The following is a 22,748-nucleotide window of genomic DNA, read 5'->3' as shown; positions in this document are numbered from 1 at the left end:
CGGCGCCGCACCCGCGGGCGCGCCGGCCGAGGGCGCGCCTGCCGACGACGGTGCGCTGCCGGCGGGCGCAGCAGCAGCAGGCTGGCCGCCGAAGATCGCGCTCATGATTTTTCCGAAAATGCTCATTTATGTTCCCCGAAAAGGATCCGTTGGAAGGGCCTCGAGTGGGCACTTATAGACGAAGTTTCTGCGTTGCGCCCGCGGAGTTCCGCAGACCACCAGTCAGCATCAGCTTATCTACGGCGAAATGACGGCCGAATGACACCTTCGAGGTTGCACTGCGACATCGAATCTCACCCAAGCGTGAGGGACAGGACTCGGAATTGGGAGTAGCGTTTGCGTGCAGCTCGCGATGCCGTCCGGAATTCGCGTCTGGTCGGGATCGCGATCATCCAAGGAAAAGCGGCCGCTTGCGCGCCGTTTGTTCGGCGCCAGGCCCGGCCGCACGGCAAGGGAGCTAGCGACCATGGCCACACTTCAGGGCAATGTCCCGACGATGGCCCAGCCCGCCGACACGGCTGGACCTGTCATTCGAACCATCCAACTCTCCGATCTCCATGACGCGCTCAAGCGCGGCTGGGAGGATTTCAAGGCCGTTCCGAGCCACGCCATCATCCTCTGCGTGATCTATCCAGTGCTGGGGCTCGTGCTGGCCCGCGCGGCGATGGGCTACTCCGTGCTCCCGTTGCTGTTTCCACTGGCCGCCGGCTTCGCCCTGATCGGCCCGTTCGCGGCCCTCGGACTTTACGAGCTCAGCAGCCGGCGCGAACGCGGTGAAGAGGCAAGCGCGTGGGATGCCATGGAGGTGCTGCGCTCACCCTCGTTCGGTGCGATGCTCGGCCTCGGCACGCTGCTGTTCGCCCTGTTCGTCACCTGGGTCGCGACGGCGCAGGCGATCTATGTCGCCGCCTTCGGCTACGAGGGCGTGAGCGGCATTTCGGATTTCGTGAGGCGGGTGCTCACGACCGAGCAAGGCTGGTGGCTGATCGTGGTCGGCTGCGGCACGGGATTCCTGTTCGCGCTGGCCGCGCTGTGCATCAGCGCCGTATCGTTTCCGCTGATGCTCGACCGCCATGCCGGCGCGCTCGATGCGATGGTCACCTCGCTTCGCGTCGTCGCCAGAAACCCGGCGCCGATGGCGGCCTGGGGCCTGATCGTCGCCGTGCTGCTCGCACTCGGAACGCTTCCCGCCTTCCTGGGTCTCGCCGTGGTGCTTCCCCTGCTCGGCCATGCCACCTGGCACCTCTATCGCAAGGTGATCGTATCCGATCCGAACGCACGGCCGGTGCCGCCTCCGCCGCACCGTCCGCGCAAGCCGGCCGCCGACTTCCCCGCCAACCTCTTCCCCTGGCGGAGCAAGACAGACGCCTGACGATCTCGTGACATCGGGCCCTGCCCTGACTTGAGCGGGGCCCGATCCATGTCATACGCCTTGCTTTGGCCGCGGTTACAACCGAAATTGCCGTTGGCGATATCCCTTCACGGACTCAATTCAGCCGAATGACCCCGACGATTTCTCGTCTTGCTCTCGCAGCCCTCCTCACCGTTTCAATCGTTTCCGCCAAGCCCGCGCTCGCCGCCGTAGCCTGTGGCTCCGGCAATTTCGACGCCTGGCTTGCGGACTTCAAAACCGACGCCGCTGCCAAGGGCGTTTCGCAGCAGGCCATTGCGTCCGGGCTTGCCGGCGTGACGCTCGATCAGAGCGTCCTCAACCGCGACCGATCGCAAAAGGTCTTCAGCCAGACCTTCGAGGAATTTTCCGGCCGCATGGTGCCGCCGCGCATGCAGCGCGGCTCCAACATGATGAAGCAATATGGCTCCGTGCTCTCGCGCATCGAACAGACCTACGGCGTGCAGGGCGAGGTGCTGGTCGCGATCTGGGGCCTCGAGACAGACTTCGGCGTCAATACCGGCAAGTTCGCGACCATCCGGTCGCTCGCGACGCTTGCCTATGATTGCCGGCGCGCCGAACAGTTTCGCGGCGAGTTGATGGATGCGTTGCGGATCGTCCAGCGCGGCGATCTCGCGCCCGCCGAAATGCGCGGCGCGTGGGCCGGCGAGATCGGCCAGACCCAGTTCATGCCTTCGTCGTGGATGAAATATGCCGTCGACTTCGATGGCAACGGCAAGCGCGACCTGCTGCATAACGCGCCGGACGTGCTCGCGTCCACGGCCAACTACCTGGCCGGCTACGGCTGGCAGCGTGGCAAGGATTGGCAGCCCGGCAGCCCGAACTTCGCGGTGCTTCAGCAGTGGAACAAGAGCGAGGTCTACGCCAAGACGGTCGCCTATTTCGCGACCCAGCTTGCTCACGCGCCCTAGGAAAAGTCCTGAAACAAACGCATAGGGCCGATCGCCCGGCGACCGGCCCTCTCTTGGTGCGCTTACTTACCCATGGTGGCGTGCATCGCCTTGTTCAGGTGCATGCCGCACGCACCCATTTTGCCGTTGAGCATCGAATCCTGTGCAGCCGCGATTTCCTTTTGCGCGACCATCTTGCCGTCGCCATCGGGCATGGCCTCGATCGCCGTTTCGGTGTGCTCCAGATTGGCGGAACTGCAGCCGCCCATGGCGTGCTTGGCGGCCTGGGCCGGCGCGACGGCAAAAGCTACGGCGGCAATGGCAATAACCCCGAGTAACTTCGTCATGATGTTACTTTCCTTCTTTTTGGCACAGCCCCAGCGACATTGCCGGAATCTGCAGCATGACTTTCCTCCGGACGCGGCAACTTGCCGCAATAAATTCCCCGCGAGAATTGCGTGATGTTGCGTGCCGTGCAGAGCCGCATGCAGAAATTCTGATTTTCATTACGGTTTTGTAATCAGCTGCCCGGGTTGCGCCGCAGGACCGACACTGACGCGCCATGATGCCCATCCTACCAGCCGCGGCCGCCGCGGGGAGATTCCACTGAATCGAGGCCTTCGGCGGTAATTCACTTATGATATGAACATATAATCACTTCTTTGGCCCCCTTCGCATGCGATTCGCGCATATTGGACTTGGGCTGAGAAGCTGGGCCATCGCCTTGAATGTCATGAAGGCGCGACATATTTTGGCACAGCTGGAACCCGTAAGAGCGACGTTAAGCCCGTGATTTCACGGGGCTATATCGACGGACAGCCCTCTCGCCGCCTGTTGCTTGGGCGGGGGCGCCAACGGGTTAATCAATCCTTACCAGTGCTATGCATTCATCGCTTAGCTGCATCGCAACATCGGAACTTCCGCACTGCAACACGCTCATCTATATTCATTTCAACGATGACGCTCAGGTCAAGAGCTGAATCGAACTACAGGAGACTACAATGCTGCTCTCGTTCATCCGTATGGTCCAGGCTTTCCGGGACTATCAGCGCAATGTTGCCGAGCTGTCCCAGCTCAGCGATCGCGAACTGGCCGACATCGGCCTTGATCGCTCGGACATCCCGCGCGTTGCCGCCGGTCAGTACCAGGGCTGATATCGTTTCAGCCCTCATCGGACCAAACGATAGCGCCCGCCTCGTGCGGGCGTTGTCGTTTGTGGATGCAGAAAACTCCATCTCGGCGATTCCACTGATCGCCGAAAAGCGCTACCTGTCCGCCCCATGACAGGACCCCAATCCAACACCGTGCACGTCATCGGCGCAGGCCTTGCCGGCTCCGAGGCTGCCTGGCAGGTCGCCAAATCCGGCGTCCCCGTCGTGCTGCACGAGATGCGGCCGACCCGCATGACCGAAGCGCACCGTACCGACGGGCTTGCCGAGCTCGTCTGTTCCAATTCGTTCCGCTCGGACGATGCCGCCAACAACGCCGTCGGACTGCTGCACGCCGAGATGCGGCGACTCGGTTCATTGATCATGCACGCGGCCGATGCGAACCAGGTGCCCGCCGGTGGCGCACTGGCCGTCGACCGTGACGGCTTCTCCGCCGCCGTCACCAAGGCGCTCAACGACCACCCCCTAATCGAGCTGTCGCGCGGCGAGATCGCGGGTCTGCCGCCGGCTGAATGGGGCAACGTCATCGTTGCGACCGGCCCCCTCACCTCCGCTCCGCTCGCTGATGCCATTCGTGAACTGACCGATGAAAGCGCACTCGCGTTCTTCGACGCGATCGCGCCGATCGTCCATCGCGACTCCATCGACATGTCGGTGGCCTGGTTCCAGTCGCGCTACGACAAGGTCGGCCCCGGCGGCAACGGCGCCGATTACATCAACTGCCCGATGACGAAGGAGCAGTATGAGGGTTTCGTGGCCGCGCTCATCGCCGGCGAGAAGACCGAGTTCAAGGAGTGGGAGACCAACACGCCATATTTCGACGGCTGCCTGCCGATCGAAGTGATGGCGGAGCGCGGCCCCGAGACGCTGCGCCACGGCCCGATGAAACCCGTCGGCCTCACCAATCCGCACGATCCCGCGACCAAGTCTTATGCCATCGTGCAGCTGCGGCAGGACAACAAGCTCGGCACGCTCTACAACGTCGTCGGCTTCCAGACGAAACTGAAATACGGCGAGCAGCAGCGCATCTTCCGCACCATTCCGGGCTTGGAGAAGGCCGAGTTCGCCCGCCTCGGCGGCCTGCATCGCAACACCTTCCTAAATTCACCGAAGCTGCTCGACGGCCAGTTGCGCCTGCGCGCCCAGCCGCGGCTGCGTTTTGCCGGCCAGATGACGGGCTGCGAAGGCTATGTGGAGTCCGCCAGCGTCGGCCTGATCGCAGGCCTCTACGCGGCTGCGGATGCGCGCGGAGAAACGCTGGCCAACCCGCCGGGCACCACGGCGCTGGGATCGCTGCTCGGGCACATCACCGGTGGTCATATCGAGACCATCGAACCGGGCACGCGCTCGTTTCAGCCGATGAACGTCAATTTCGGCCTGTTCCCGCCGCTCGCAACCGCGCCGACGAAGAAGCCCGACGGCACACGGCTGCGCGGCAACGAGAAGACGGTGGCCAAGAAGCAGGCGATGAGCGCGCGGGCGCTCGCCGATCTCGATCGCTGGATCGCCGATCACCTGCGCATTGCCGCCGCCGCGTGAGTCTTCGATGAATTTACCCAGGGAAGACGCCGCGGAGCTTTCGGCGCGCTGGACCGACGGCGTGCTGCTCAAGCGCGACGTGTTCTCGAACGTCGAACGCGGTCGCTTCCGTGGCGACGGCGGCGAGGTCGACGCGGTGCTGCGCCGGCTCGACGAAGTGCCATGGTGGTCGTTCCTGCTGGCTCATCATCTGTTCGCCCGCGAGAAGCACGCGCTGGCGCTAGCGAAGGGACTGAATGTCGGCCCCGAGCTGCTATGGGCCGGCCGCCGCGCCCTGGTCCGAGGCTTCGTGGACGGCGTCGCGCTGCATCTGGCGAAGCCGCATGGAGACCTCGCCTATTTCCAATCGGCCAAGGCCATGCTGCGCCGGCTGCGCCGCGCCGGCATCTGCCACAACGATCTCGCCAAGGAGCAGAACTGGCTGGTCGGCCGCGACGGGCGCGCCTATGTCACTGACTTCCAGCTCGCCGCCTGTTTCAGGGGCCGCGGCAGGCTCTACCGCATCCTCGCCTATGAGGACCTCCGGCATCTGCTCAAGCACAAGCGTACCTATGCCCCCGAGGCACTGACGCCGCGGGAACGGAAGATCCTCGCGAAGAAATCGTTCGCCGCGCGCCTGTGGCTCGCCACCGGCAAGAAGGTCTACCGCGCCATCACGCGCGGCCTGTTCAACTTCACCGATCGCGAGGGCGGAGGCCGTCGGCTCGTCAATGATGCGCCGGTACTGGCCGAGTTGATCCGCAAGAATCCGGCCGTGCGCGACACTGCCATCGTCGCGTTCGCCGACCGCCGCTCCGGCGTCGGGCTCTACGCCTTCGTCGAGGCCGATCAGGTCGCGCTCGAGGGCCAGCTTCGCAGCGAGCTCACCGCGGCGAAGGGACCAAAGCCGCCGGAGCACATTCAAGTCGTCCACGCGCTGCCGCGCGACACGAGCGGCAAGCCGCGCACTGAGATCCTGCAACTGGTCGCCATGAACCAGCTCGACCTGATCGAGCCGATGATGAAGAACGATCAGGACCGCGCCTTTCTGAGAGACATATTGGAGCAGCGCAAGAATCTGCGCGACCGCTTCAATTTCGAGGCGGACCTTCCGACCAGCTAATCCCGCCGGTGCCTTGAAGCGTCCACATTGGCGATGGAGAAGCAGCGGGATCATTCGGACCTGGCGGAGGTCTTGGCGGGGCTATGGGGACTCGGGAGACTATGAGGCGTCGTGCGATTGGCGGAATGATCGCCGGCCTCCTGCTGCTGGCAGGCGCGCCCGCCATGGCCGCCTCCCCGGCCGAATTGATCTCCAGCTTCCGCCTCCAGCACGGTGAAGTCCGCGTCACCCGCGATGCGACGCTGGACCGGATCGCCATGGACCAGGCGCGCGCGATGGCGGCAAAAGATGATCTCAGTCACGACGCCCTCGGACCGTTCAACCGCCGCATCGCGCCCGCCGGAGCGGGACGCGCCGCGGAGAACATCGCCTACGGCTACGACAATTTCGAAAAGACGCTCGGCCAGTGGATCGACTCCTCCGGGCACCGCAAGAACCTGTTGCTGCACAACGCCTCCCGCGTCGGGATCGCGAGCGCCAGGAACGCCAGCGGCAAGCGGACCTACTGGGCCATGGTAATCGCAGGCGACTACGAGCCGAAGAAGGGCAAGAAGGACAAGGAGCCGCTGGTCGCGGTGAAGCGCGAGGCTCCGCCGGCCAGCAAGCCCAAATCCAGCAGCTGCCACATCAAGCTGCTCAGCCTCTGCATCTGAGGCAAGCCGATCTCAGCCCCGGCGCGCCGCTTCGATCCCGGCCACGTCGATCTTCGTCATCCCCATCATGGCCTCGAATGCGCGCTTGGCCTCGGCGCCGCCGGCCGCGAGTGCCTCCGTCAGCACGCGCGGCGTGATCTGCCAGGAAATCCCCCATCTGTCCTTGCACCAGCCGCACGCGCTCTCCTGCCCGCCATTGCCGACGATGGCGTTCCAGTAACGGTCGGTCTCCTCCTGGTCATCGGTCGCGATCTGGAACGAGAAGGACTCGTTGTGCGTGAAAATGGGACCGCCGTTGAGGCCGAGACAGGCGACGCCGGCAACGGTGAATTCGACGGTGAGGACGTCGCCTGCCTTGCCTGAGGGGTAATCGCTCGGCGCGCGATGTACGGCGCTCACGGCACTGTCGGGAAATGTCTGCGCATAGAAGCGGGCGGCCGCCTCGGCGTCCTTGTCGTACCAAAGACAGATCGTGTTCTTGGCCATTGCGGGTCCTTTCGGTTCCAGCCACATCGCGCTCTCGGTCAGCATAGGCGGCCGGCTCGGCACGCTCCAGCTGTGCCCGATCTTGCTGGCGTGCGTCATTCTGTCTAATTCAGGGAACCCGATGGCAAAGGATCTCACTTGATCGACATCGACCGCATCCGCGCCGACACGCCGGCGGCACAACGTCTCGCTTATCTTCATAATGCGGGCGCGGCTCTCATGCCGGCATCGGTCGTCTCGGCGATGAAGCGGCATATCGATCTGGAGAGCGAGATCGGAGGCTATGCCGCCGCCGATCGGGAATCCGATCGGCTCGAAGCGGTCTACGGTTCGGTCGCGCGGCTGCTCAATGCAGCAACTGACGAGATCGCCCTCTTGGAGAACGCCACCGTCGCCTGGCAGATGGCGTTCTACGCACTGGCATTTCGCGAGGGCGATCGCATCCTGACGGCTGAAGCGGAATATGCCGCCAACTATGTCGCCTTTCTCCAGGTCGCGAAGCGAACGGGCGCGACGATCGTCGTCGTGCCGAGCGATGCCAGCGGCGAACTCGATGTCGGCGCGCTCGAACGCATGGTCGACGAGCGCGTGAAGCTCATCGCCATCACCTGGGTGCCTACCAATGGCGGCCTCGTCAATCCGGCGGCAGCCATCGGCAAAATCGCGCGCGCACGCAGCATTCCCTATCTGCTGGATGCCTGCCAGGCGGTCGGCCAGATGGCGGTCGACGTCGAAGCCATCGGTTGTGACATGCTGTCCGCAACGGGGCGCAAGTTCCTGCGCGGCCCGCGCGGCACCGGCTTTCTCTACGTGCGCCGGGAGATCCTGCAGCAGCTCGAACCGCCGATGATCGACCACTTCGCCGCCCCCTGGGTCTCGCGCGACGAATATCTGCTCCGCGACGACGCGCGCCGTTTCGAGACCTGGGAGAACAATTATGCGGCCCGGCTGGGGCTGGGCGTGGCCGTCGACTATGCCCTCGGGATCGGCCTCGGCGCGATCGAACAGCGTTGCCGCATGCTCGCGGACCGCCTTCGGAGCGGCCTCGCCTCCGTTCGCGGCGTCACTATTCGCGACCTCGGCCGAACGCCCGGTGCCATCGTCAGCTTCACGGTGAAGGGATATGAGGCCGGCGCGATCGTCAGCAGTGCCGCGGCCGAGGGCATCACGATCGGCGCATCGCATCCGTCGAGCACCCGCATCGACGCCGAGCTCCGCTCGCTACCGCCGGTCGTGCGCGCGTCCCCGCATTATTACAACACGGAAGCAGAGGTCGACCGGCTGATCAGTCACCTCGCGGGTTTGGCGCCGCGCTAGCGAGGGAAAGAGCGCACAACGCGACAACGATCTGGCAGAACTCTTCAGCGCAGCGCCTCACGTGCAGCGTGCGCTCAACCCGGATGCCGCGAGCATGGCCATCACCTCGTCGAGATGCGTGCTGTCGCGGGTTTCGATGACGAGTTGCAGCAACGTCGCCTTGGCCGGCAGATCGGAGAAGGTGCGCTGATGCGAGACCTCGATGATGTTGGCGCCGGCTTCCGCCAGCAGCGCAGCGACCGCAGCCAACTGACCCGGGCGATCGGGAATATCCAGCGACAATTGCGTCAGCCGTCCCTCGCGCGCGAGCTCGCGGGTCAGGACGGAGGCGATCAGCCGCGTATCGATATTTCCTCCGCTCAGGACCAGCCCGACCTTCTCTCCGGCGAAGCGCGGCGGATCGGACATGATCGCCGCGAGGCCGGCGGCGCCGGCGCCCTCGACGACCGTCTTCTCGATCGAGATCAGGGTCGCTACCGCTCGCTCGAGCTCGGCCTCGTTCACCAGCGCGATGTCGTCGACAAGACGGCGCACGATCTCGGCGGTGATCTTGCCGGGTGATTTGACCGCAATGCCCTCGGCCAGCGTATCGCCGCGCGCCGGCAGATTGCCGCCATGGATGGCGTTGTACATCGAGGGATAGAGCCAGGCCTCAACGCCGAGAATCCGCAATGACGGCTTCAACGACTTCGCGGCAATCGAAATGCCGCTGATCAGGCCGCCGCCGCCGATCGGGACGACCAGCGTATCCAGTTCGGGAACGGCCTTGAGCATCTCGAGCCCGACGGTCCCCTGTCCCGCGATAACGAGCGGATCGTCATAGGGATGGAGGAAGATCATGCCGCGGGCTTCGCCATGGGCGCGCGCGAATGCAGCAGCCTCTTCCAGCGTCGTGCCCGTAACCACCACCTCGGCGCCGTGGTGCCTGGTGTTCTCGATCTTCACCATCGGCGTTCCCACGGGCATGACGATGGTGGCGGGAATGCCGAGCCGCTTGGCGTGATAGGCGACGCCCTGCGCATGGTTTCCCGCCGACATGGCGATCACGCCGCGCTTGCGCTCCTCCGGCGTCAGCGCCGTGAGCCGGTTGAGCGCGCCCCGCTCCTTGAACGAGGAGGTGAACTGGAGGTTCTCGAATTTGAGCCAGATTTCGCAGCCGCAGATGTTGCTGAGCGTGCGGCTGTAGCTGCAGGGCGTCTCGACGACGGCTCCGCGTATGGTCTCGGCGGCGCCATGGATGTCGGCCGGCGCAACCGGCAAGTCGCTGAGATCGGACGACGCGCTTTGGGACAACTCAGCCATAGGACAGCATAGAGCATTTGGCCGGTCGAGGCGATAAGCCAGATTCTACTTGGTAAATTCCCGCGACCGCGACGCACGCCACAGCGTCCACAGCGTCCGCAGGCGCGACGACGGCTGCGGCGTGAAGGGATCGCGTCCAGGCTGCGACAGGCGCTTGAGATCGGTCCGCACCTGGCTCAGCGGGAGAAACGCAGGCCGCACCGATATCGGCACTTGCGCCAGCAACGAAGAAGCGGTGGCCAGATGCTGGCGTGCCTCCCCGATGAGCTGATCGAGCACGGCGCCGAGCTGGGGACTCTGCTTGCCGGCAAAGACATCTTCCGCGCGGCAGGCGTGGCTGTCCAGGAGTTGCTGCGGCAGGAACAATTGCCGGTGCGCGGCATCGCGCGGCAGGTTCGCGATGGTCTGCACGATCCCCTGCGCAAGCCCGGTGTGACGCGCGAGATGCTCGACCTCGGATGAAGGCGTCACCATCACGCGTGCGGCGAGAGCGAACAACGACGAGCAGGTTGCAGCCAGATAGCCTTCGAGCGCCGTCATGGTCGGCATCGGATCGTTGTAGAGATCGAACTGGTGCTCCTCGGCCAGCAGCGACAGCGGCTCGACCGGCAGCTCGAAATCCCGGATCGCGCGCAGGAGTTCAGCCGCCACTGGATTGCCTTCGGCGCTGCCGTGGACATGGCCCGAGAGCATGTCGGTCCACCATTGCAGGCGGATTTCGCCGGGCAATGGCTGGCTGACCTGGTCACGAACGCGAACGATCTCGACGTGGTAGGCATGGAGCGCCAGCAGCGCGCGGCGCTCCGCAGCGGGCGCGAACAGGGTCGCTGCGTAACGCGGAAAGTCGTGGCTGCGCACGAGGTCGGCACAGAAGGCGGCGGCGTCGGGCGGAGGCGCGGCGTCGCTCATGGCACCGCGATCAGCGCGGCTGCGACGCGCCGGCGCTCGCCGATCATGATGTTGTAGGTGCGCACGGCCGGCCCCGTCTGCATCGTGTCCAGCACCACCCTCACCGCCTTGAGCGCCTGACGCAACTCCGGCGGCGGCAGCCACACCCCGCTCCCGGTACCGATCAGCAAGGTGTCGATGCTGTTCGCTGCCGTGAAGACGCGCTCCAGCGAATAACGGTCGATCCTCGCAGGATCCGTCACGTCCCAGGCCCAGATCGCGTCGGGCAGGCAGAGCAGCGAACCCCGATGCGACATCCCGGCAAAGGCGAAGCCGCCCTTGCCATAGGCCTCGATCGGGGCCGAACGCGGGAAATGCGGAGCGTTGGGATCGCTGGCCATGAACTTCGTCCGAATGGGCCCGCCGCTCTCACAAACCACTGCGAGGGCGTGCGGGTCGGATTACGGCCGGCCTTTCTTCGCCGGCGCGGCCGGCTCGGCCGCATCCTCGCGGTGCTCGCCGACGCCGAGATAGATCAGGATCGGCGCTGCGATGAAGATCGACGTGTAGGTACCGACCAGCACCACGCCGAACATCATCACCGCGGTGAAGCTGTGGATGGCATGACCGCCGAACAGGAGCAGCGCCAGCAGCGCCAGCGTCACGGTGAAGTGGGTGATGATCGACCGCGACAGCGTCGAGTTGATGGACTCGTTGAGAAGCTGCGGCATCGGCATCTTCTTGTAGCGCCGCAGCATTTCGCGAATTCGGTCGTAGATGACGACGGTGTCGTTGAGCGAATAGCCGAGAATGGTCAGAAGCGCGGCGATGCTGGTCAGATCGAAATCGACCTGGCTGATCGACATGAAGCCGATCGTCAGCACGATATCGTGCACGTTGGCGATCATGGCGCCGAGCGCGAACTGCCATTCGAACCGGAACCAGAGGTAGACCAGGATCGCGACGATCGCGAGCATCAGGCCCAGCATGCCGAACGCCAGCAATTCGCCGGACACGCGCGGGCCGACCACTTCGACGCGGCGGTATTCGACGGAATCGCCGAGCGCTCCGCGCACTTTCTGCACGGCCTCCTGCTGAGCGGCGTCACCGCCGGGCTGCTCCGCGACGCGGATCAGGACGTCGGCCGGACCGCCGAACTGCTGCAACTGGACTTCGCCGAGATGCAGGCCGTCCAATGTCGAACGCATCGCGGCGAGATCGGCCGTACCGGACTTGGCCTGCACTTCGAGCAGCGTACCGCCGCGAAAGTCGATGCCGAAATTCAGGCCGTGGGTGAAGAACAGCGTGATCGCGACGATCGACAGCGCCGCCGAGATCGGGAAGCTGATGCGGCGGAAGCGCGTGAAGTCGAAATGCGTATCGTCCGGGACGATGCGCAGCGACGGCAGCAGGCCCAGCGCCGCAACCACGGTGAGGATGGCAATGAGGACGCCAAGCCCGATGAGAACGTAGTGAGTCACGGTCTTAGCTCCTAGATCGGCACGCTCTGCGGCCGCTTCCACCGCACCCACCAGGCCACGATCAGCCGGGTCAGCGTGAAGGCGGTGAACACCGTGGTGATGATGCCGATGCCGAGCGTGACCGCGAAGCCACGCACCGGGCCGGTGCCGATGTAGAACAGCACCGCGGCGGCAATGAAGGTGGTGATGTTGGAATCGAGGATGGTCGCGAGCGCCCGCTTGAATCCGGCGTCGATCGCCGAGATCGCGTTGCGGCCGCCGCGCAGTTCCTCACGGATGCGCTCGTAGATCAGCACGTTGGAGTCGACCGCGATGCCGACGGTCAGCACGATGCCGGCGATGCCGGGCAGCGTCAGCGTGGCGTTGAGCAGCGACAACAGGCCGAAGATCATCGCGACGTTGATGGTCACCGCGATGTTGGCGAACACGCCGAACAGCCGGTACGTCAGCAGCATGAAGACGATGACGAGGATCGAGCCGACATAGGCCGCAAGCTCGCCCTTCTCGATCGAGTCCTGGCCGAGGCCCGGACCGACGGTACGCTCCTCGACGACCGTGAGCGGCGCCGGCAGCGCACCGGCACGCAGCAGCACGGCCAGATCGTTGGCGGACTGAACGGTGAAATTGCCCGAGATCTGCCCCTGCCCGCCCGTGATCGGTTCGCGGATCACCGGCGCCGAGATCACCTCGTTGTCGAGCACGATCGCGAACGGCAGCCCGACGTTCTCCTGGGTGGCCTGCGCGAATTTGCGCGCGCCGGTCGAGTTGAAGCGGAAGCTGACAATCGGCTCGTTGGTGCGCTGGTCAAACCCGGTCTGGGCGTCGGTGAGTTCGCCACCCGAGACCAGCACCTGTTTCTTGACGACGTAGGGCACCTTGGGCGAGCTGGTGCTCATCAACAGCTCGGATTCCGGCGGCAGTCCGCCCCGCTGCGCCTGGTCCGGCGGCACCGAGGTATCGACCATCCGGAATTCCATCTTGGCGGTCTTGCCGAGCAGCTCCTTCAGATGGGTCGGATCCTGAAGGCCCGGCACCTGCACGAGGATGCGGTCGTTGCCCTGGCGCTGGATCACCGGCTCGACGGTGCCGAGCTCGTTGACGCGGCGCTCCACGATCTGGATCGACTGTTCGATGGTCCGGCGCATGCGCTCGACCATGGCGGGCTGAGACAGCGCCAGACGAATCAGGCCGCCACCGGCGTCGGTCACGTCGAGGTCACGCTGGCCGCTGGAGCCGAGCAGGCCGCCGATCGGCTGCGCGAGGTCGCGCAGCTTGGCGAGCGCGGTCTGGAGGTCGGTGTCCTTGACGCGAACCTCGACGGCATCGCCGCGGGTCACGAGGCCGGTATAGCCGATCTTGGCATCACGCAGCGTCCGACGGACGTCGTCGCGGACCTGATCGAGCTTCTCCTTCTTCACGTAGTTGGAATCGACCTCGAGCAGCAGATAGGAGCCGCCCTGAAGATCGAGGCCCAGCACCAGGCGGCGCTGCGCCCATGACGGCCAGGTCTTGACCTGAGCCTCGGGGAAGAAGTTCGGGACCGCGCAGAGGCAGACGATCAGCGCCGTCAGGATAATCCCGAGCGCCCTCCACCGCGTGAAATACAACATCGACTGAACCTGTCAGATCAGGAGAGTTTTGAAGCTCGCACGAGCGATCAGCTCGTGGAAGCGTCGTCCTTGGCACTTTCCTTGGCCGGCTCACCCTTGGCGCGCACGCCGGAGATCATCTGGCGCATCTGCCGCACGCGGACGCCATCGGAAATCTCGAACTCGATCTGGTCCTCGTCGACGACCTTGGTGACCTTGCCGACCAGGCCGCCCGACGTCACCACGGTGTCGCCGCGGCGGATGTTCTTCACGAGCTCGGCATGGTCCTTCACCTTCTTCTGCTGCGGGCGCAGAATCAGGAAGTACATGATCACGAAGATCAGGGCGAACGGCAGCAGCGACATCAACATGCTGTTGGTGTCACCGGCGCCCGCGGCCTGGGCATACGCAGGGGTAATCAGCATTCGGACGATCCTCGTGGAAACGGGAGAGAACCGGTCAGGCCCTCAAAGGCGACCGGTTCGGTCAAATTCGCGCGGACTATAGCGGCCACCGCCCCAATTGCAACGCTGGTAGACCGTCGATTTGGCCACCTTGCGGCGCGCCTTCAGGCCCGATAAGGCTGCGTTCTCAGGAACTTCGGACATGCCCAAAAAACCAAGCAAAAGCCCGGCCGGCAAAGGCCAAAAAACCGCTGCCAGGAAGCCTGCCCGCGTCGCGGCAAAACGCCCCACGGCGGCTTCCGTCGACCTCTCCCAGGAGCGGATCATCCGCGCGCTGGAGACCATCGCGACGCACCTTGCCGCCCGGGGCAAGCCGACCGCCGAGCCCGAGTCGTTCAGGCGGGCGGACGCCTTCGTCTGGCACCCGGACGGACGCCTCGCCGCCGTGCCGCGGGTCAGCCGCGTCGAGTTGTTCCTGCTGAAGGGCGTCGAGCGGATGCGCGACATCCTGATGGAGAACACTGAGCGCTTCGCCAATGGCCTGCCCGCCAACAATGCGCTGCTCTGGGGCGCGCGCGGCATGGGCAAGTCGTCGCTGGTGAAGGCCGCTCACGCCAGCATCAACGCGGACCGCAAAGCTTCGGATAAGCTGAAGCTGATCGAAATCCACCGCGAGGACATCGAGAGCCTGCCGGCGCTGATGGAGCAATTGCGCGCCTCGTCGTTCCGCTTCATCGTGTTCTGCGACGACCTCTCCTTCGACGGCAATGATGCGTCCTACAAGTCGCTCAAGGCCGTGCTCGAAGGCGGCATCGAGGGACGGCCGGAGAACGTCATCCTCTACGCCACCTCAAACCGCCGCCATCTGCTCGCGCGCGAGATGATCGAGAACGAACGCTCGACCGCGATCAATCCGGGCGAGGCGGTGGAGGAAAAGGTCTCCCTGTCCGACCGCTTCGGCCTCTGGCTCGGCTTCCACCGTTGCAGCCAGGACGAATACCTCGCGATGGTGCGCGGCTATTGCGGCCATTTCGGCATCAAGGTCGAGGACGAGGCGCTCGAACGCGAGGCGCTGGAATGGTCGACCACGCGCGGCTCGCGCTCGGGCCGCGTCGCCTGGCAGTTCGTGCAGGAGCTCGCGGGACGGCTCGGCGTCAAGCTGACGGCGAAGTAAATCGGAAGACAGCATCGCCCTTTGAAGCACCATCGCCCGCGAAAGCGGGCGGTCGGTCACGCCTCGGCCAGTCGGCCAGACAATCACCGTCCCTGACATGCGGCATCGCCCGGCCAAGCCGGGCGATGCCAATCTGCATGTGGTGATGGCGTGCCCCGCTCCGGGGCCTGCCTCACGCCCCGTTCAGGAATTGAAGCGGGTCAACCGGGCTCGATCCCTTGCGGATCTCGAAGTGGAGCTGCGGCGACGCCACCTCGCCGGATTGACCCGACTTGGCAATGACCTGACCGCGCTTGATGGTATCGCCGCGCTTCACCAACAGCTCACTCGCATGGGCATATGCGGTGACGTAGCCGTTGGAGTGCCGAACCAGGACCAAATTGCCGTAACCCTTGAGCTCGTTGCCCGAGTAGGCAACGACGCCGTCTTCAGCCGCCTTGACCGGCGTACCCTCGGGCACCGCGAGATTGATGCCGTCATTGGACTTGCCGTTCGTCTTGGCGCCGTAGCTCGTGACGACCTTGCCGCGCACCGGCCAGCGGAAGGTCGGCAGCGCACCGGTGGTCTCGGCGACCTTCGTCGGCGCCTCGGCCGGCTTTTCCTCGACATTGGCCGTGGCCTGAGCCAGGCGGGCGCTCTGCACCGGCCCGCTCGCGGCGGCCATCTTGGTGGCGGGCGCAGGCGGCACGGCTACGGGCTGCTGAGCGACCGCGACGGGCGCAGCCGCGACGGGAGCCGGCGCCATCGGCGCTGCGGCAGCCACGGTCTTCGCACCGGGAACGGTGAGCCTGGCGCCGAGCTTGAGCTTCGCCGACGGATCGAGACCGTTGGCGCGGGCAAGTTCGGCGGCGGAGATGTGGTTCTTGCGCGCAATGCTGGCGAGTGTGTCGCCGCGATTGACGAAGTGAGCGCTCGACGGCCCGGCGACGACGGCAGCGACCGGCTTCGTCGCAGCGGCCGCCGCGACGGGAGCCATCACCGGCGCGGGCGCAGCCGCGGTCGCCGGATGCGGAATGATCAGCTGCTGGCCGGGCGAGAGCGCGCGCGGACCCTTGTAGCCGTTGGCGGCAAGGATCGCCTGCGGCGTGACGTGGTAGCGCTTGGCGAGCACGTCGAGCGTGTCGCTGGTGCCCACGATGATCTTGGTCCCGCCGGCCGGCTGAGCGGCAGCGACCGAGCGCGGCGGCACGGTGGCGGTCGTCTCGAGGCGCGGCTGCGTCGGCGGCGCATAGGACCCGACACCGCGCCCACCACCGGAGACGCCACCACCGGCGACCGGATAGGATTGCGGCGCGGAGACCGCCGGCGGCGGCAAGGGCTGAGACTGGTAGTAGCCAGGCTGAGTCTGCGGCCGCGAATATTGCGGCAGCTCACGCTGCGGGGGCGGCGCCTGCTGCACCGAACCGGTCGCGTCCTGAGCAAAGGGATTGGAGAAGTTCGACTGGGACAGTCGCGTCGACATGTCGGCGCTGCACCCTGCGAAACCGAACGAGATCAGCGCCAGCACCGCGACCTGCGGTACGCGGCGCGAGTAAAGCAACTCGGCGACAGCGGACATGGTTACTCACTCGTACGCAACAAAACTGGTCTTTTAAGTAAACACGCGCCGAGTAAATAACGGCTTAACCCTCCCAATAAGACGTTGGCGGCACAGCCGATCCAGTGCCCTACAGCTCCCGCGCCACGCCGGGCAGCGCCGGCACGAAACGGACCTCGACGAGTTCCTTGCGGTCGACCCCGGCCTCGCCCCGGCTGAGGCGGATCAGCGTCTGCACGCCCTGATGCGGTCCAACCGGCGCGATCAGGATACCTCCGACCTCCAGCCGCTCGATCAGGTTTTCCGGAATTTGCTCCACCGCAGCGGTGACGATGATGCGGTCGAACGGACCGATATTGGCGGGCAGGTTGAGGCCGTCACCCAGCATCACCTCGACATTGTGACAATCGAGCTTCTCGAGCCTGGCGCGCGCCGCATCGGCGAGCTTGCGGTAACGTTCGACCGTCAGCACCTGGCCCGCCAGCCGCGACAGCACGGCGGCCTGATAGCCGGAGCCGGCACCGACCTCGAGCACACGGTGCCGCTTCTGGAGCTGGAGCTGCTCCGTCATGTAGGCGACGACGAAGGGCTGGCTGATGGTCTGCCCGCAGGCAATCGGGAGCGCGCTGTCACGGTAGGCCCCGTCCCGGTTGGCCTCATCGACGAACAGCTCGCGCGGCACCTCCTCCATGGTCCGGAGCACCGCCTGATCGCTGATGCCGCGACGCCTCAGCGTGAGCTGAAACATCATCTTTTCCGGCGGGTGCTGATGGGAGGCCATTGCTGTCTGCGTTCGTCTCGTCGGGTCCGGATCGCCGTTTCCGGTCGCAGCGGCCCGGCGAGAATCTTGTTCCGGCATAGGAACCCATGATAGCCTTTGGGCGCAGCATTTGACCACAGATTGCCTTGCGACGGATCAACCGCGGTCATCTTTTTGCTGGTTTCCGCTCGCCCAAACGCGCATTGCGTACTCTGGTTTTATCTGCGAACGTTTCCGGGAATGGGCAAGGACTCACCTATGACTGCGACAAGGCCTCCGGGCCGTTCTGTGTTCCTCGTCGAGGACGAGGTCATGATCAGGATGATGGTCGCGGATATGCTCGAGGAACTCGGCTACAGCATTGCGGCCGAGGCAGGTGACGTCACCGAAGCGATGCGGCTGGCCCAATCGACCGACTTCGACCTCGCCATTCTCGACGTCAACGTCAACGGCCGGGTCATCTCGCCGGTCGCCGACCTGATCAAGGCCAAGGGCTGCCCGTTCATCTTCGCCACCGGCTACGGCTCCTCCGGCCTGCCGGAGCAATATCGCGACCGGCCGGCGCTGCAGAAGCCGTTCCAGCTCGACGCTCTCGGCAAGACCATCGAAGCCGCGCTGCGCGGCGGCTAGCCGCTCTTTCGAAGCCGTCAGCTACTTCAACGTGGCGCCGAGCGCCGCGGAGAATGCTTCGTTGGTGCGGTCGAGCCTGAGCGGCGTGACCGAGACGTAGCGCTCGCGCAGGGCCGCCAGATCGGTGCCCTCGGCGGGCGTGTCCATCATCGCCGCACGCTCGAAGCCGATCCAAAAATAGGGATTGCCGCGGCCGTCGCTGCGCTCGTCGATCTTGAGGAAGCCGAGATTGCGCTTGCCCTGTCGCGTCACGCGAATGCCGAGGACCTCTTCCGGCGCGCATGACGGGAAGTTGACGTTGATCACCGTGTCCTTGGGAATGCCCGCGGCGATCACCTTGCGCAGGATGTCCGGCCCGAACTTGCGGGCAGTGTCCCACGGCGGCCGCTCGCGCGTCTCCACGCTGAACTCCTGCGAGAGAGCGAACGACGGCAGGCCCAGGATGGTGCCTTCCAGCGCGCCGGCGATGGTGCCGGAATAGACCACGTCCTCGGCCACGTTGCGGCCCTTGTTGACACCGGACAGCACGACATCGGGCGGTTTGGTGCCGAGGATATGGCGCGCGCCCATGATGACGCAGTCGGTCGGGGTACCGCGCACCGCGAAGTGCCGCGGGCCCACTTCGCGCAGGCGCAAGGGATCGTTCAGTGACAGCGAATGCGACACGCCGGACTGGTCGAGTTCGGGCGCCACCACCCAGACATCGTCGGAGAGCGCCCGTGCGATCTCCTCCACGACCTTGAGGCCCGGGGCGTGAATGCCGTCGTCGTTGGTGCAGAGAATTCGCATGCTGGAGGTCTTTTCCTGAAGCCGGGTTTGGGCCGTCTTATCCGGCTATGACCGATCAGGCAAACCCGCAGCTCCGGCATCCGCATCACGACTGCGCAGACCTCCCGTGTGATCCAGCTCATTGCCGCAGCGCAGCGCCTCACCCTATTTTCAATCGGTCGTTTGAGGCGACGGGATAACGCATGACCCGCTTTGCAGCCCTTATCTGTTTTGCCCTGTGCGCGCTGATGCCGCCGCCGGGCCAGGCGCAGGATTCGGGAACCGCGGACCGGTGCTTCCCCTGGCAGGAATTCCGCAACGGCATCTGCGCCGCAAAGCCCGCGCCCGTAACCCCGGCGCCAGCGATGCAGGCTCCGCTCCCGCCCGACCAGCCGGAGCGCAGCCAAACCGCTGTTGCCCCGGCCTGCCCCGCCGGCACGCATCTCGACGATCTCGGCACTTCCTGCGTCGCCGATATCCAGGCCCCGCCCATTCCGCCGCCTCTCGCGCCGATCACCATCACCTGCAACGGCGGCACGGCGGGCAATGGCCAGTGCACCTGCCCGGCGGGCTTCGAATTGATGCCGGCCGGTACGGAGCCAGGGGGCACCTGCGTCAGGACCAACGCGGACAACTGCGTCGGCGGTCAGATGACGGTTGCCGGAGAGTGCCTTTGCAACGGTCAGGTCACGATGTCCGGGCAAGTCTACGATCTCGAATTTTCACGGAGCAAGTGCGTCCCGAAACGCTGTCCGCGCGACGGTCCCTGCGCAAGCGCTGCGGCGAAGCCGGAGCACGATACGTCACCAAGGCTGTCATCGGACGAGACCGAGCAACACCCCGCGTGCGCCAGAGGCATGGTCGCCACGCGCCACGGCTGCGTCCCGGCCCGGCACCGATCGCACGCATTCAATCCCGGCGCGTATTTCCGGAACCAGCCGGGTGCAACGTCCTATTAGGGCATCTTTCAGCGAAACACACAGCGGCTCGCCTGAAGAGCCTGCGCGTCAAAAGCATCTAGCGGCGGATGCGCCATTGCGGCAGGAAACGCGCAAGGCTGCCTTCCGCACGCAGCTTCATCGCCGGCTCGAATTCATTGGCAGCGGAAGTCGACTCTGCTGCGCTGAGCTTATCCCGTTGCGCGATGACGGGCGCGACGACTGGTGCCTTGGGATAGCGCTCGCGCGCAACCGCCACCGCCTTGTCGAAATCCGCGGCATTGACCCCGGGCTTGGCCCGCCGGCTCTGCACGTAGTCGTCGTCCCAGAGCCGTGCGAGCTCGATGTCGAGCACACCGCGCAGGCGCTGATCGACGGCCTGCACGCCGGAGCCCGTCACCGCCCACTGTCTGCCGACCCAGAAGATGTCGCGGTGCAAGGCCATGAACGATGGTTTCGCGTTGTCGGTCGGCGGGCAGGATAACCGGCCGTCCGATCTTTGTAACCAAACGTTTCCGCCCTGGCGGGCAATCGCGCCCTACTCGCGCGAGATCCGCTTCAGCCCGCCCATGTAGGGCTGCAGCACTTCGGGAACCGCGATCGAGCCGTCTCCCTGCTGATACGTCTCCATCACGGCGATGAGCGCGCGGCCGACCGCTGTGCCCGAGCCGTTCAGCGTGTGCACGAAGCGCGGCTTGCCGTCGGGCCCACGCGAGCGCGCATCCATCCGCCGCGCCTGGAAATCGCCGCAGACCGAGCAGCTCGAAATCTCGCGGAACATGCCGCCCTCGCCCTGCCCTGGCATCCAGACTTCGATGTCATAGGTTTTTTGCGACGAGAAGCCCATATCTCCTGCGCAAAGCGTCATCACGCGATAATGCAGGTCGAGCTTCTGCAGCACCTGCTCGGCGCAGGACAGCATCCGCTCCAGCTCGTCCCTGCTCGCCTCCGGCGTCGTGATCGACACCAGTTCGACCTTGGTGAACTGATGCTGGCGGATCATACCGCGGGTGTCGCGTCCGGCAGCGCCGGCCTCGGCCCGGAAGCACGGCGTCAACGCTGTCAGCCGCATCGGCAACTGCTTCTCGTCGAGGATGGATTCACGCGCGAGGTTGGTGAGCGAGACTTCCGCGGTCGGAATGAGACCAAGACGCTCGGTCTTCAGCCGTTCGTGATCGGGCGCTTCGAGCAGTTCGCCCTTGATCGCCCAGAACTGATCGTCCTCGAACTTCGGCAATTGGCCCGTGCCGAACATCACCTCGTTGCGGACGAGAAGCGGCGGATTGATTTCGGTGTAGCCGTGTTCGTTCGTGTGCAGGTCGAGCATGAACTGGCCGATCGCGCGTTCCAGTCGCGCCAGCCCCTTCTTGAGCACGACGAAGCGCGCGCCGGAGAGTTTCGCCGCCGCCTCGAAATCCATGTAGCCGAGCGCGGTGCCGAGATCGTCGTGCAGCTTCGGAGCGAAACCGTAGTTGCGCTTGTTGCCGAACACGTGGTGCTGCACGTTGCCGTGCTCGTCGACGCCGTCGGGCACGTCGTCGAACGGAATGTTCGGGATCGCGGACAGCTCTTTCGTCAACTCCTCGTCAGCGGCCTTCGCGGCGGCTTCGAGTTCCGGCATCGTGGTCTTGAGCTCGGCGACCTCGGCCATCAGCTTGGCCGCGCGAGCTTCGTCCTTGGCCTTCTTGGCGTCGCCGATCTCCTTGGACGCTGCGTTGCGCCGCGCCTGCGCCTGTTCGGAAGCCAGGATCGCCGCCCGACGCCTCTCGTCGATTGCAAGCAGCGAGGCCGACAACGGCTTCAGGTTCCGTCGTGCGAGACCGGCGTCGAAGGCTTGCGGATTGTCGCGGATCGATTTGATGTCGTGCATGGCTGGTTTCCCGTCATGGCCGGGTTCATCCCGGCCATCCACGTATCTGCCGCCTTAGATCAAGTCGTGGATGCCCGGGTCAAGCCCGGGCATGACGAATCATCGGCTTTACGGCGCTATGATAGAGCGAAAGTGTCCTATTCCGCCGGATTGGCCGGCGTCGTCACGTCGGTGCCCGTGGCTTGCGAGGCCGCGGCCTTCTTCTCCACCATCGAGACCGCGATGATCGAGCCCTCATAGAGCGCCAGCAAGGGGATCGCGAGCGAGCACTGGCTGAGCACGTCCGGCGGCGTCAGGACGGCCGCGATGACGAAGGCGATGACGATGAAATAGCGGCGCTTCTCGCGCAGCATCTTCGAGGTGATGACGCCGATCCGACCGAGCAGCGTCAGGATCACCGGAAGCTGGAAAGCGATGCCGAAGGCGAAGATCAGCGACATCATCAGCGACAGATATTCGCCGACCTTGGGCAGAAGCTGGATCTGCGCGGTCTCGTCGCTGCCGGCCTGCTGCATGCCGAGCGAGAAGCGAACCAGCATCGGCAGCACGACGAAATAGACCAGCGCCGCCCCCAGCACGAAGAAGAACGGGGTCGCGACGAGATACGGCAGGAAGGCCTGCTTCTCGTGCTTGTAGAGGCCGGGCGCCACGAACTTGTAGATCTGGGTCGCGACGATCGGGAAGGAGATGAAGCCGGCGCCGAACAGCGCGAGCTTGAGCTGGGTGATGAAATACTCCAGCAACGCGGTGTAGATGAATTTCGAATTCTCGGGTCCCGCGACCCACACGAACGGCCAGACCAGCACGTTGTAGATCTGCTTGGCGAAGAAGAAGCAGAAG

General features: G+C 65.1%; 24 protein-coding genes. 10 read left to right on the top strand and 14 right to left on the bottom strand.

The window, feature by feature from the left end; genetic code table 11:
- Positions 1-466: 466 nt before the first annotated feature.
- Together QM712_RS33570 and QM712_RS33565 are read left to right on the top strand one after the other, a co-directional pair.
- Positions 467-1,372: a DUF2189 domain-containing protein gene (locus QM712_RS33570; RefSeq protein ID WP_415027448.1), complete on the top strand. Its 906-nt coding sequence runs from the start codon at positions 467-469 to the stop codon at positions 1,370-1,372.
- A 128-nt stretch (positions 1,373-1,500) separates the two neighbouring features.
- Positions 1,501-2,322 carry a lytic murein transglycosylase gene (locus QM712_RS33565; RefSeq protein WP_415027447.1) on the top strand — a complete coding sequence of 274 codons (822 nt, stop codon included), beginning with the start codon at positions 1,501-1,503 and terminating at the stop codon, positions 2,320-2,322.
- 62 nt (positions 2,323-2,384) lie between these two features.
- On the opposite strand, the gene QM712_RS33560 is transcribed toward QM712_RS33565, so the two are convergent.
- Positions 2,385-2,648: a hypothetical protein gene (locus QM712_RS33560; protein ID WP_415027446.1), complete on the bottom strand. Its 264-nt coding sequence runs from the start codon at positions 2,646-2,648 to the stop codon at positions 2,385-2,387.
- A gap of 654 nt (positions 2,649-3,302) precedes the next feature.
- Between QM712_RS33560 and QM712_RS33555 the strand changes: the two genes are divergently transcribed.
- The 4 genes from QM712_RS33555 (at position 3,303) to QM712_RS33540 (ending at position 6,764) form a co-directional block, all read left to right on the top strand.
- Complete coding sequence (locus QM712_RS33555; RefSeq protein WP_415027445.1) at positions 3,303-3,455, top strand: DUF1127 domain-containing protein; 153 nt, start codon at positions 3,303-3,305, stop codon at positions 3,453-3,455.
- A gap of 126 nt (positions 3,456-3,581) precedes the next feature.
- Positions 3,582-5,009 carry a methylenetetrahydrofolate--tRNA-(uracil(54)-C(5))-methyltransferase (FADH(2)-oxidizing) TrmFO gene (gene trmFO, locus QM712_RS33550; protein ID WP_415027444.1) on the top strand — a complete coding sequence of 476 codons (1,428 nt, stop codon included), beginning with the start codon at positions 3,582-3,584 and terminating at the stop codon, positions 5,007-5,009.
- A 7-nt stretch (positions 5,010-5,016) separates the two neighbouring features.
- Entirely contained in the window at positions 5,017-6,111 is a 1,095-nt protein-coding gene (locus QM712_RS33545; RefSeq protein ID WP_415027443.1) for a serine/threonine protein kinase, read from the top strand.
- An 83-nt stretch (positions 6,112-6,194) separates the two neighbouring features.
- Positions 6,195-6,764 (top strand): CAP domain-containing protein, encoded by a 570-nt coding sequence (locus QM712_RS33540; RefSeq protein WP_415027442.1) that lies wholly within the window; start codon positions 6,195-6,197, stop codon positions 6,762-6,764.
- Positions 6,765-6,776: 12 nt separating this feature from the next.
- Here QM712_RS33540 and QM712_RS33535 read toward each other — a convergent pair whose 3' ends face one another.
- On the bottom strand, positions 6,777-7,250 hold the full coding sequence (locus QM712_RS33535) for a VOC family protein (RefSeq protein ID WP_415027449.1): 474 nt from the start codon (positions 7,248-7,250) through the stop codon (positions 6,777-6,779).
- 138 nt (positions 7,251-7,388) lie between these two features.
- On the opposite strand from QM712_RS33535, the gene QM712_RS33530 reads away from it, so the two are divergent.
- Entirely contained in the window at positions 7,389-8,567 is a 1,179-nt protein-coding gene (locus tag QM712_RS33530; RefSeq protein ID WP_415027441.1) for an aminotransferase class V-fold PLP-dependent enzyme, read from the top strand.
- Between the two features lie 57 nt (positions 8,568-8,624).
- Here the strand turns inward: QM712_RS33530 and QM712_RS33525 are convergent, their stop codons facing one another.
- Genes QM712_RS33525 through yajC form a run of 6 tightly spaced genes read right to left on the bottom strand, consistent with a single transcriptional unit; the run spans position 8,625 to position 14,252 of the window.
- A complete protein-coding gene (locus tag QM712_RS33525; protein ID WP_415027440.1) occupies positions 8,625-9,869 on the bottom strand; it encodes a threonine ammonia-lyase in 1,245 nt (414 codons plus the stop codon).
- Positions 9,870-9,914: 45 nt separating this feature from the next.
- Positions 9,915-10,778, bottom strand: coding sequence for a phytoene/squalene synthase family protein (locus QM712_RS33520; RefSeq protein WP_415027439.1), 864 nt, complete (start codon positions 10,776-10,778; stop codon positions 9,915-9,917).
- Entirely contained in the window at positions 10,775-11,158 is a 384-nt protein-coding gene (locus QM712_RS33515) for an Mth938-like domain-containing protein (RefSeq protein WP_415027438.1), read from the bottom strand. Before QM712_RS33515 ends, QM712_RS33520 begins: the two co-directional genes overlap by 4 nt.
- A 60-nt stretch (positions 11,159-11,218) precedes the next feature.
- Positions 11,219-12,238: a protein translocase subunit SecF gene (secF, locus tag QM712_RS33510; protein WP_415027437.1), complete on the bottom strand. Its 1,020-nt coding sequence runs from the start codon at positions 12,236-12,238 to the stop codon at positions 11,219-11,221.
- An 11-nt stretch (positions 12,239-12,249) separates the two neighbouring features.
- Positions 12,250-13,848, bottom strand: a complete 1,599-nt coding sequence (secD, locus tag QM712_RS33505) for a protein translocase subunit SecD (RefSeq protein WP_415027436.1) — start codon at positions 13,846-13,848, stop codon at positions 12,250-12,252.
- 47 nt (positions 13,849-13,895) lie between these two features.
- Entirely contained in the window at positions 13,896-14,252 is a 357-nt protein-coding gene (gene yajC, locus QM712_RS33500) for a preprotein translocase subunit YajC (protein ID WP_415027435.1), read from the bottom strand.
- A 181-nt stretch (positions 14,253-14,433) separates the two neighbouring features.
- Between yajC and QM712_RS33495 the strand changes: the two genes are divergently transcribed.
- The gene (locus QM712_RS33495; protein WP_415027434.1) at positions 14,434-15,405 is read left to right on the top strand and encodes an ATP-binding protein; all 972 of its coding nucleotides are present in this window, start codon (positions 14,434-14,436) and stop codon (positions 15,403-15,405) included.
- A gap of 172 nt (positions 15,406-15,577) precedes the next feature.
- On the opposite strand, the gene QM712_RS33490 is transcribed toward QM712_RS33495, so the two are convergent.
- Both QM712_RS33490 and QM712_RS33485 read right to left on the bottom strand, forming a co-directional pair.
- Positions 15,578-16,963: a peptidoglycan DD-metalloendopeptidase family protein gene (locus QM712_RS33490; protein ID WP_415027433.1), complete on the bottom strand. Its 1,386-nt coding sequence runs from the start codon at positions 16,961-16,963 to the stop codon at positions 15,578-15,580.
- Between the two features lie 109 nt (positions 16,964-17,072).
- Positions 17,073-17,723: a protein-L-isoaspartate(D-aspartate) O-methyltransferase gene (locus tag QM712_RS33485; protein WP_415027432.1), complete on the bottom strand. Its 651-nt coding sequence runs from the start codon at positions 17,721-17,723 to the stop codon at positions 17,073-17,075.
- 237 nt (positions 17,724-17,960) lie between these two features.
- On the opposite strand from QM712_RS33485, the gene QM712_RS33480 reads away from it, so the two are divergent.
- Positions 17,961-18,332 (top strand): response regulator, encoded by a 372-nt coding sequence (locus QM712_RS33480; protein WP_415027431.1) that lies wholly within the window; start codon positions 17,961-17,963, stop codon positions 18,330-18,332.
- A gap of 21 nt (positions 18,333-18,353) precedes the next feature.
- Here QM712_RS33480 and surE read toward each other — a convergent pair whose 3' ends face one another.
- Complete coding sequence (gene surE / locus QM712_RS33475) at positions 18,354-19,121, bottom strand: 5'/3'-nucleotidase SurE (RefSeq protein WP_415027430.1); 768 nt, start codon at positions 19,119-19,121, stop codon at positions 18,354-18,356.
- A 182-nt stretch (positions 19,122-19,303) separates the two neighbouring features.
- On the opposite strand from surE, the gene QM712_RS33470 reads away from it, so the two are divergent.
- Positions 19,304-20,059, top strand: coding sequence for a hypothetical protein (locus tag QM712_RS33470; protein WP_415027429.1), 756 nt, complete (start codon positions 19,304-19,306; stop codon positions 20,057-20,059).
- Between the two features lie 58 nt (positions 20,060-20,117).
- Here the strand turns inward: QM712_RS33470 and QM712_RS33465 are convergent, their stop codons facing one another.
- From QM712_RS33465 to tatC, 3 genes are all read right to left on the bottom strand, one after another.
- Positions 20,118-20,483, bottom strand: coding sequence for a hypothetical protein (locus tag QM712_RS33465; protein WP_415027428.1), 366 nt, complete (start codon positions 20,481-20,483; stop codon positions 20,118-20,120).
- 93 nt (positions 20,484-20,576) lie between these two features.
- Positions 20,577-21,908, bottom strand: a complete 1,332-nt coding sequence (gene serS, locus QM712_RS33460) for a serine--tRNA ligase (RefSeq protein WP_415027427.1) — start codon at positions 21,906-21,908, stop codon at positions 20,577-20,579.
- A gap of 137 nt (positions 21,909-22,045) precedes the next feature.
- On the bottom strand, positions 22,046-22,748 hold a 703-nt coding region (gene tatC, locus QM712_RS33455), incomplete at its 5' end, for a twin-arginine translocase subunit TatC (RefSeq protein WP_415027426.1).

It is taken from the genome of Bradyrhizobium sp., from assembly GCF_047605465.1.
In the GTDB taxonomy this organism is placed as follows: domain Bacteria; phylum Pseudomonadota; class Alphaproteobacteria; order Rhizobiales; family Xanthobacteraceae; genus Bradyrhizobium.
The sequence above is the reverse complement of the archived record's forward strand: the minus strand, read 5'-3'. Positions and strand labels throughout refer to the sequence as shown.

Coding starts and splice junctions, on each gene's coding strand:
- QM712_RS33570 (WP_415027448.1), top strand. CDS start 467: ATGGCCACACTTCAGGGCAATGTCCCGACGATGGCCCAGCCCGCCGAC.
- QM712_RS33565 (WP_415027447.1), top strand. CDS start 1,501: ATGACCCCGACGATTTCTCGTCTTGCTCTCGCAGCCCTCCTCACCGTT.
- QM712_RS33560 (WP_415027446.1), bottom strand. CDS start 2,648: ATGACGAAGTTACTCGGGGTTATTGCCATTGCCGCCGTAGCTTTTGCC.
- QM712_RS33555 (WP_415027445.1), top strand. CDS start 3,303: ATGCTGCTCTCGTTCATCCGTATGGTCCAGGCTTTCCGGGACTATCAG.
- trmFO (WP_415027444.1), top strand. CDS start 3,582: ATGACAGGACCCCAATCCAACACCGTGCACGTCATCGGCGCAGGCCTT.
- QM712_RS33545 (WP_415027443.1), top strand. CDS start 5,017: ATGAATTTACCCAGGGAAGACGCCGCGGAGCTTTCGGCGCGCTGGACC.
- QM712_RS33540 (WP_415027442.1), top strand. CDS start 6,195: ATGGGGACTCGGGAGACTATGAGGCGTCGTGCGATTGGCGGAATGATC.
- QM712_RS33535 (WP_415027449.1), bottom strand. CDS start 7,250: ATGGCCAAGAACACGATCTGTCTTTGGTACGACAAGGACGCCGAGGCG.
- QM712_RS33525 (WP_415027440.1), bottom strand. CDS start 9,869: ATGGCTGAGTTGTCCCAAAGCGCGTCGTCCGATCTCAGCGACTTGCCG.
- QM712_RS33520 (WP_415027439.1), bottom strand. CDS start 10,778: ATGAGCGACGCCGCGCCTCCGCCCGACGCCGCCGCCTTCTGTGCCGAC.
- QM712_RS33515 (WP_415027438.1), bottom strand. CDS start 11,158: ATGGCCAGCGATCCCAACGCTCCGCATTTCCCGCGTTCGGCCCCGATC.
- secD (WP_415027436.1), bottom strand. CDS start 13,848: ATGTTGTATTTCACGCGGTGGAGGGCGCTCGGGATTATCCTGACGGCG.
- yajC (WP_415027435.1), bottom strand. CDS start 14,252: ATGCTGATTACCCCTGCGTATGCCCAGGCCGCGGGCGCCGGTGACACC.
- QM712_RS33495 (WP_415027434.1), top strand. CDS start 14,434: ATGCCCAAAAAACCAAGCAAAAGCCCGGCCGGCAAAGGCCAAAAAACC.
- QM712_RS33490 (WP_415027433.1), bottom strand. CDS start 16,963: ATGTCCGCTGTCGCCGAGTTGCTTTACTCGCGCCGCGTACCGCAGGTC.
- QM712_RS33485 (WP_415027432.1), bottom strand. CDS start 17,723: ATGGCCTCCCATCAGCACCCGCCGGAAAAGATGATGTTTCAGCTCACG.
- QM712_RS33480 (WP_415027431.1), top strand. CDS start 17,961: ATGACTGCGACAAGGCCTCCGGGCCGTTCTGTGTTCCTCGTCGAGGAC.
- surE (WP_415027430.1), bottom strand. CDS start 19,121: ATGCGAATTCTCTGCACCAACGACGACGGCATTCACGCCCCGGGCCTC.
- QM712_RS33470 (WP_415027429.1), top strand. CDS start 19,304: ATGACCCGCTTTGCAGCCCTTATCTGTTTTGCCCTGTGCGCGCTGATG.
- QM712_RS33465 (WP_415027428.1), bottom strand. CDS start 20,483: ATGGCCTTGCACCGCGACATCTTCTGGGTCGGCAGACAGTGGGCGGTG.
- serS (WP_415027427.1), bottom strand. CDS start 21,908: ATGCACGACATCAAATCGATCCGCGACAATCCGCAAGCCTTCGACGCC.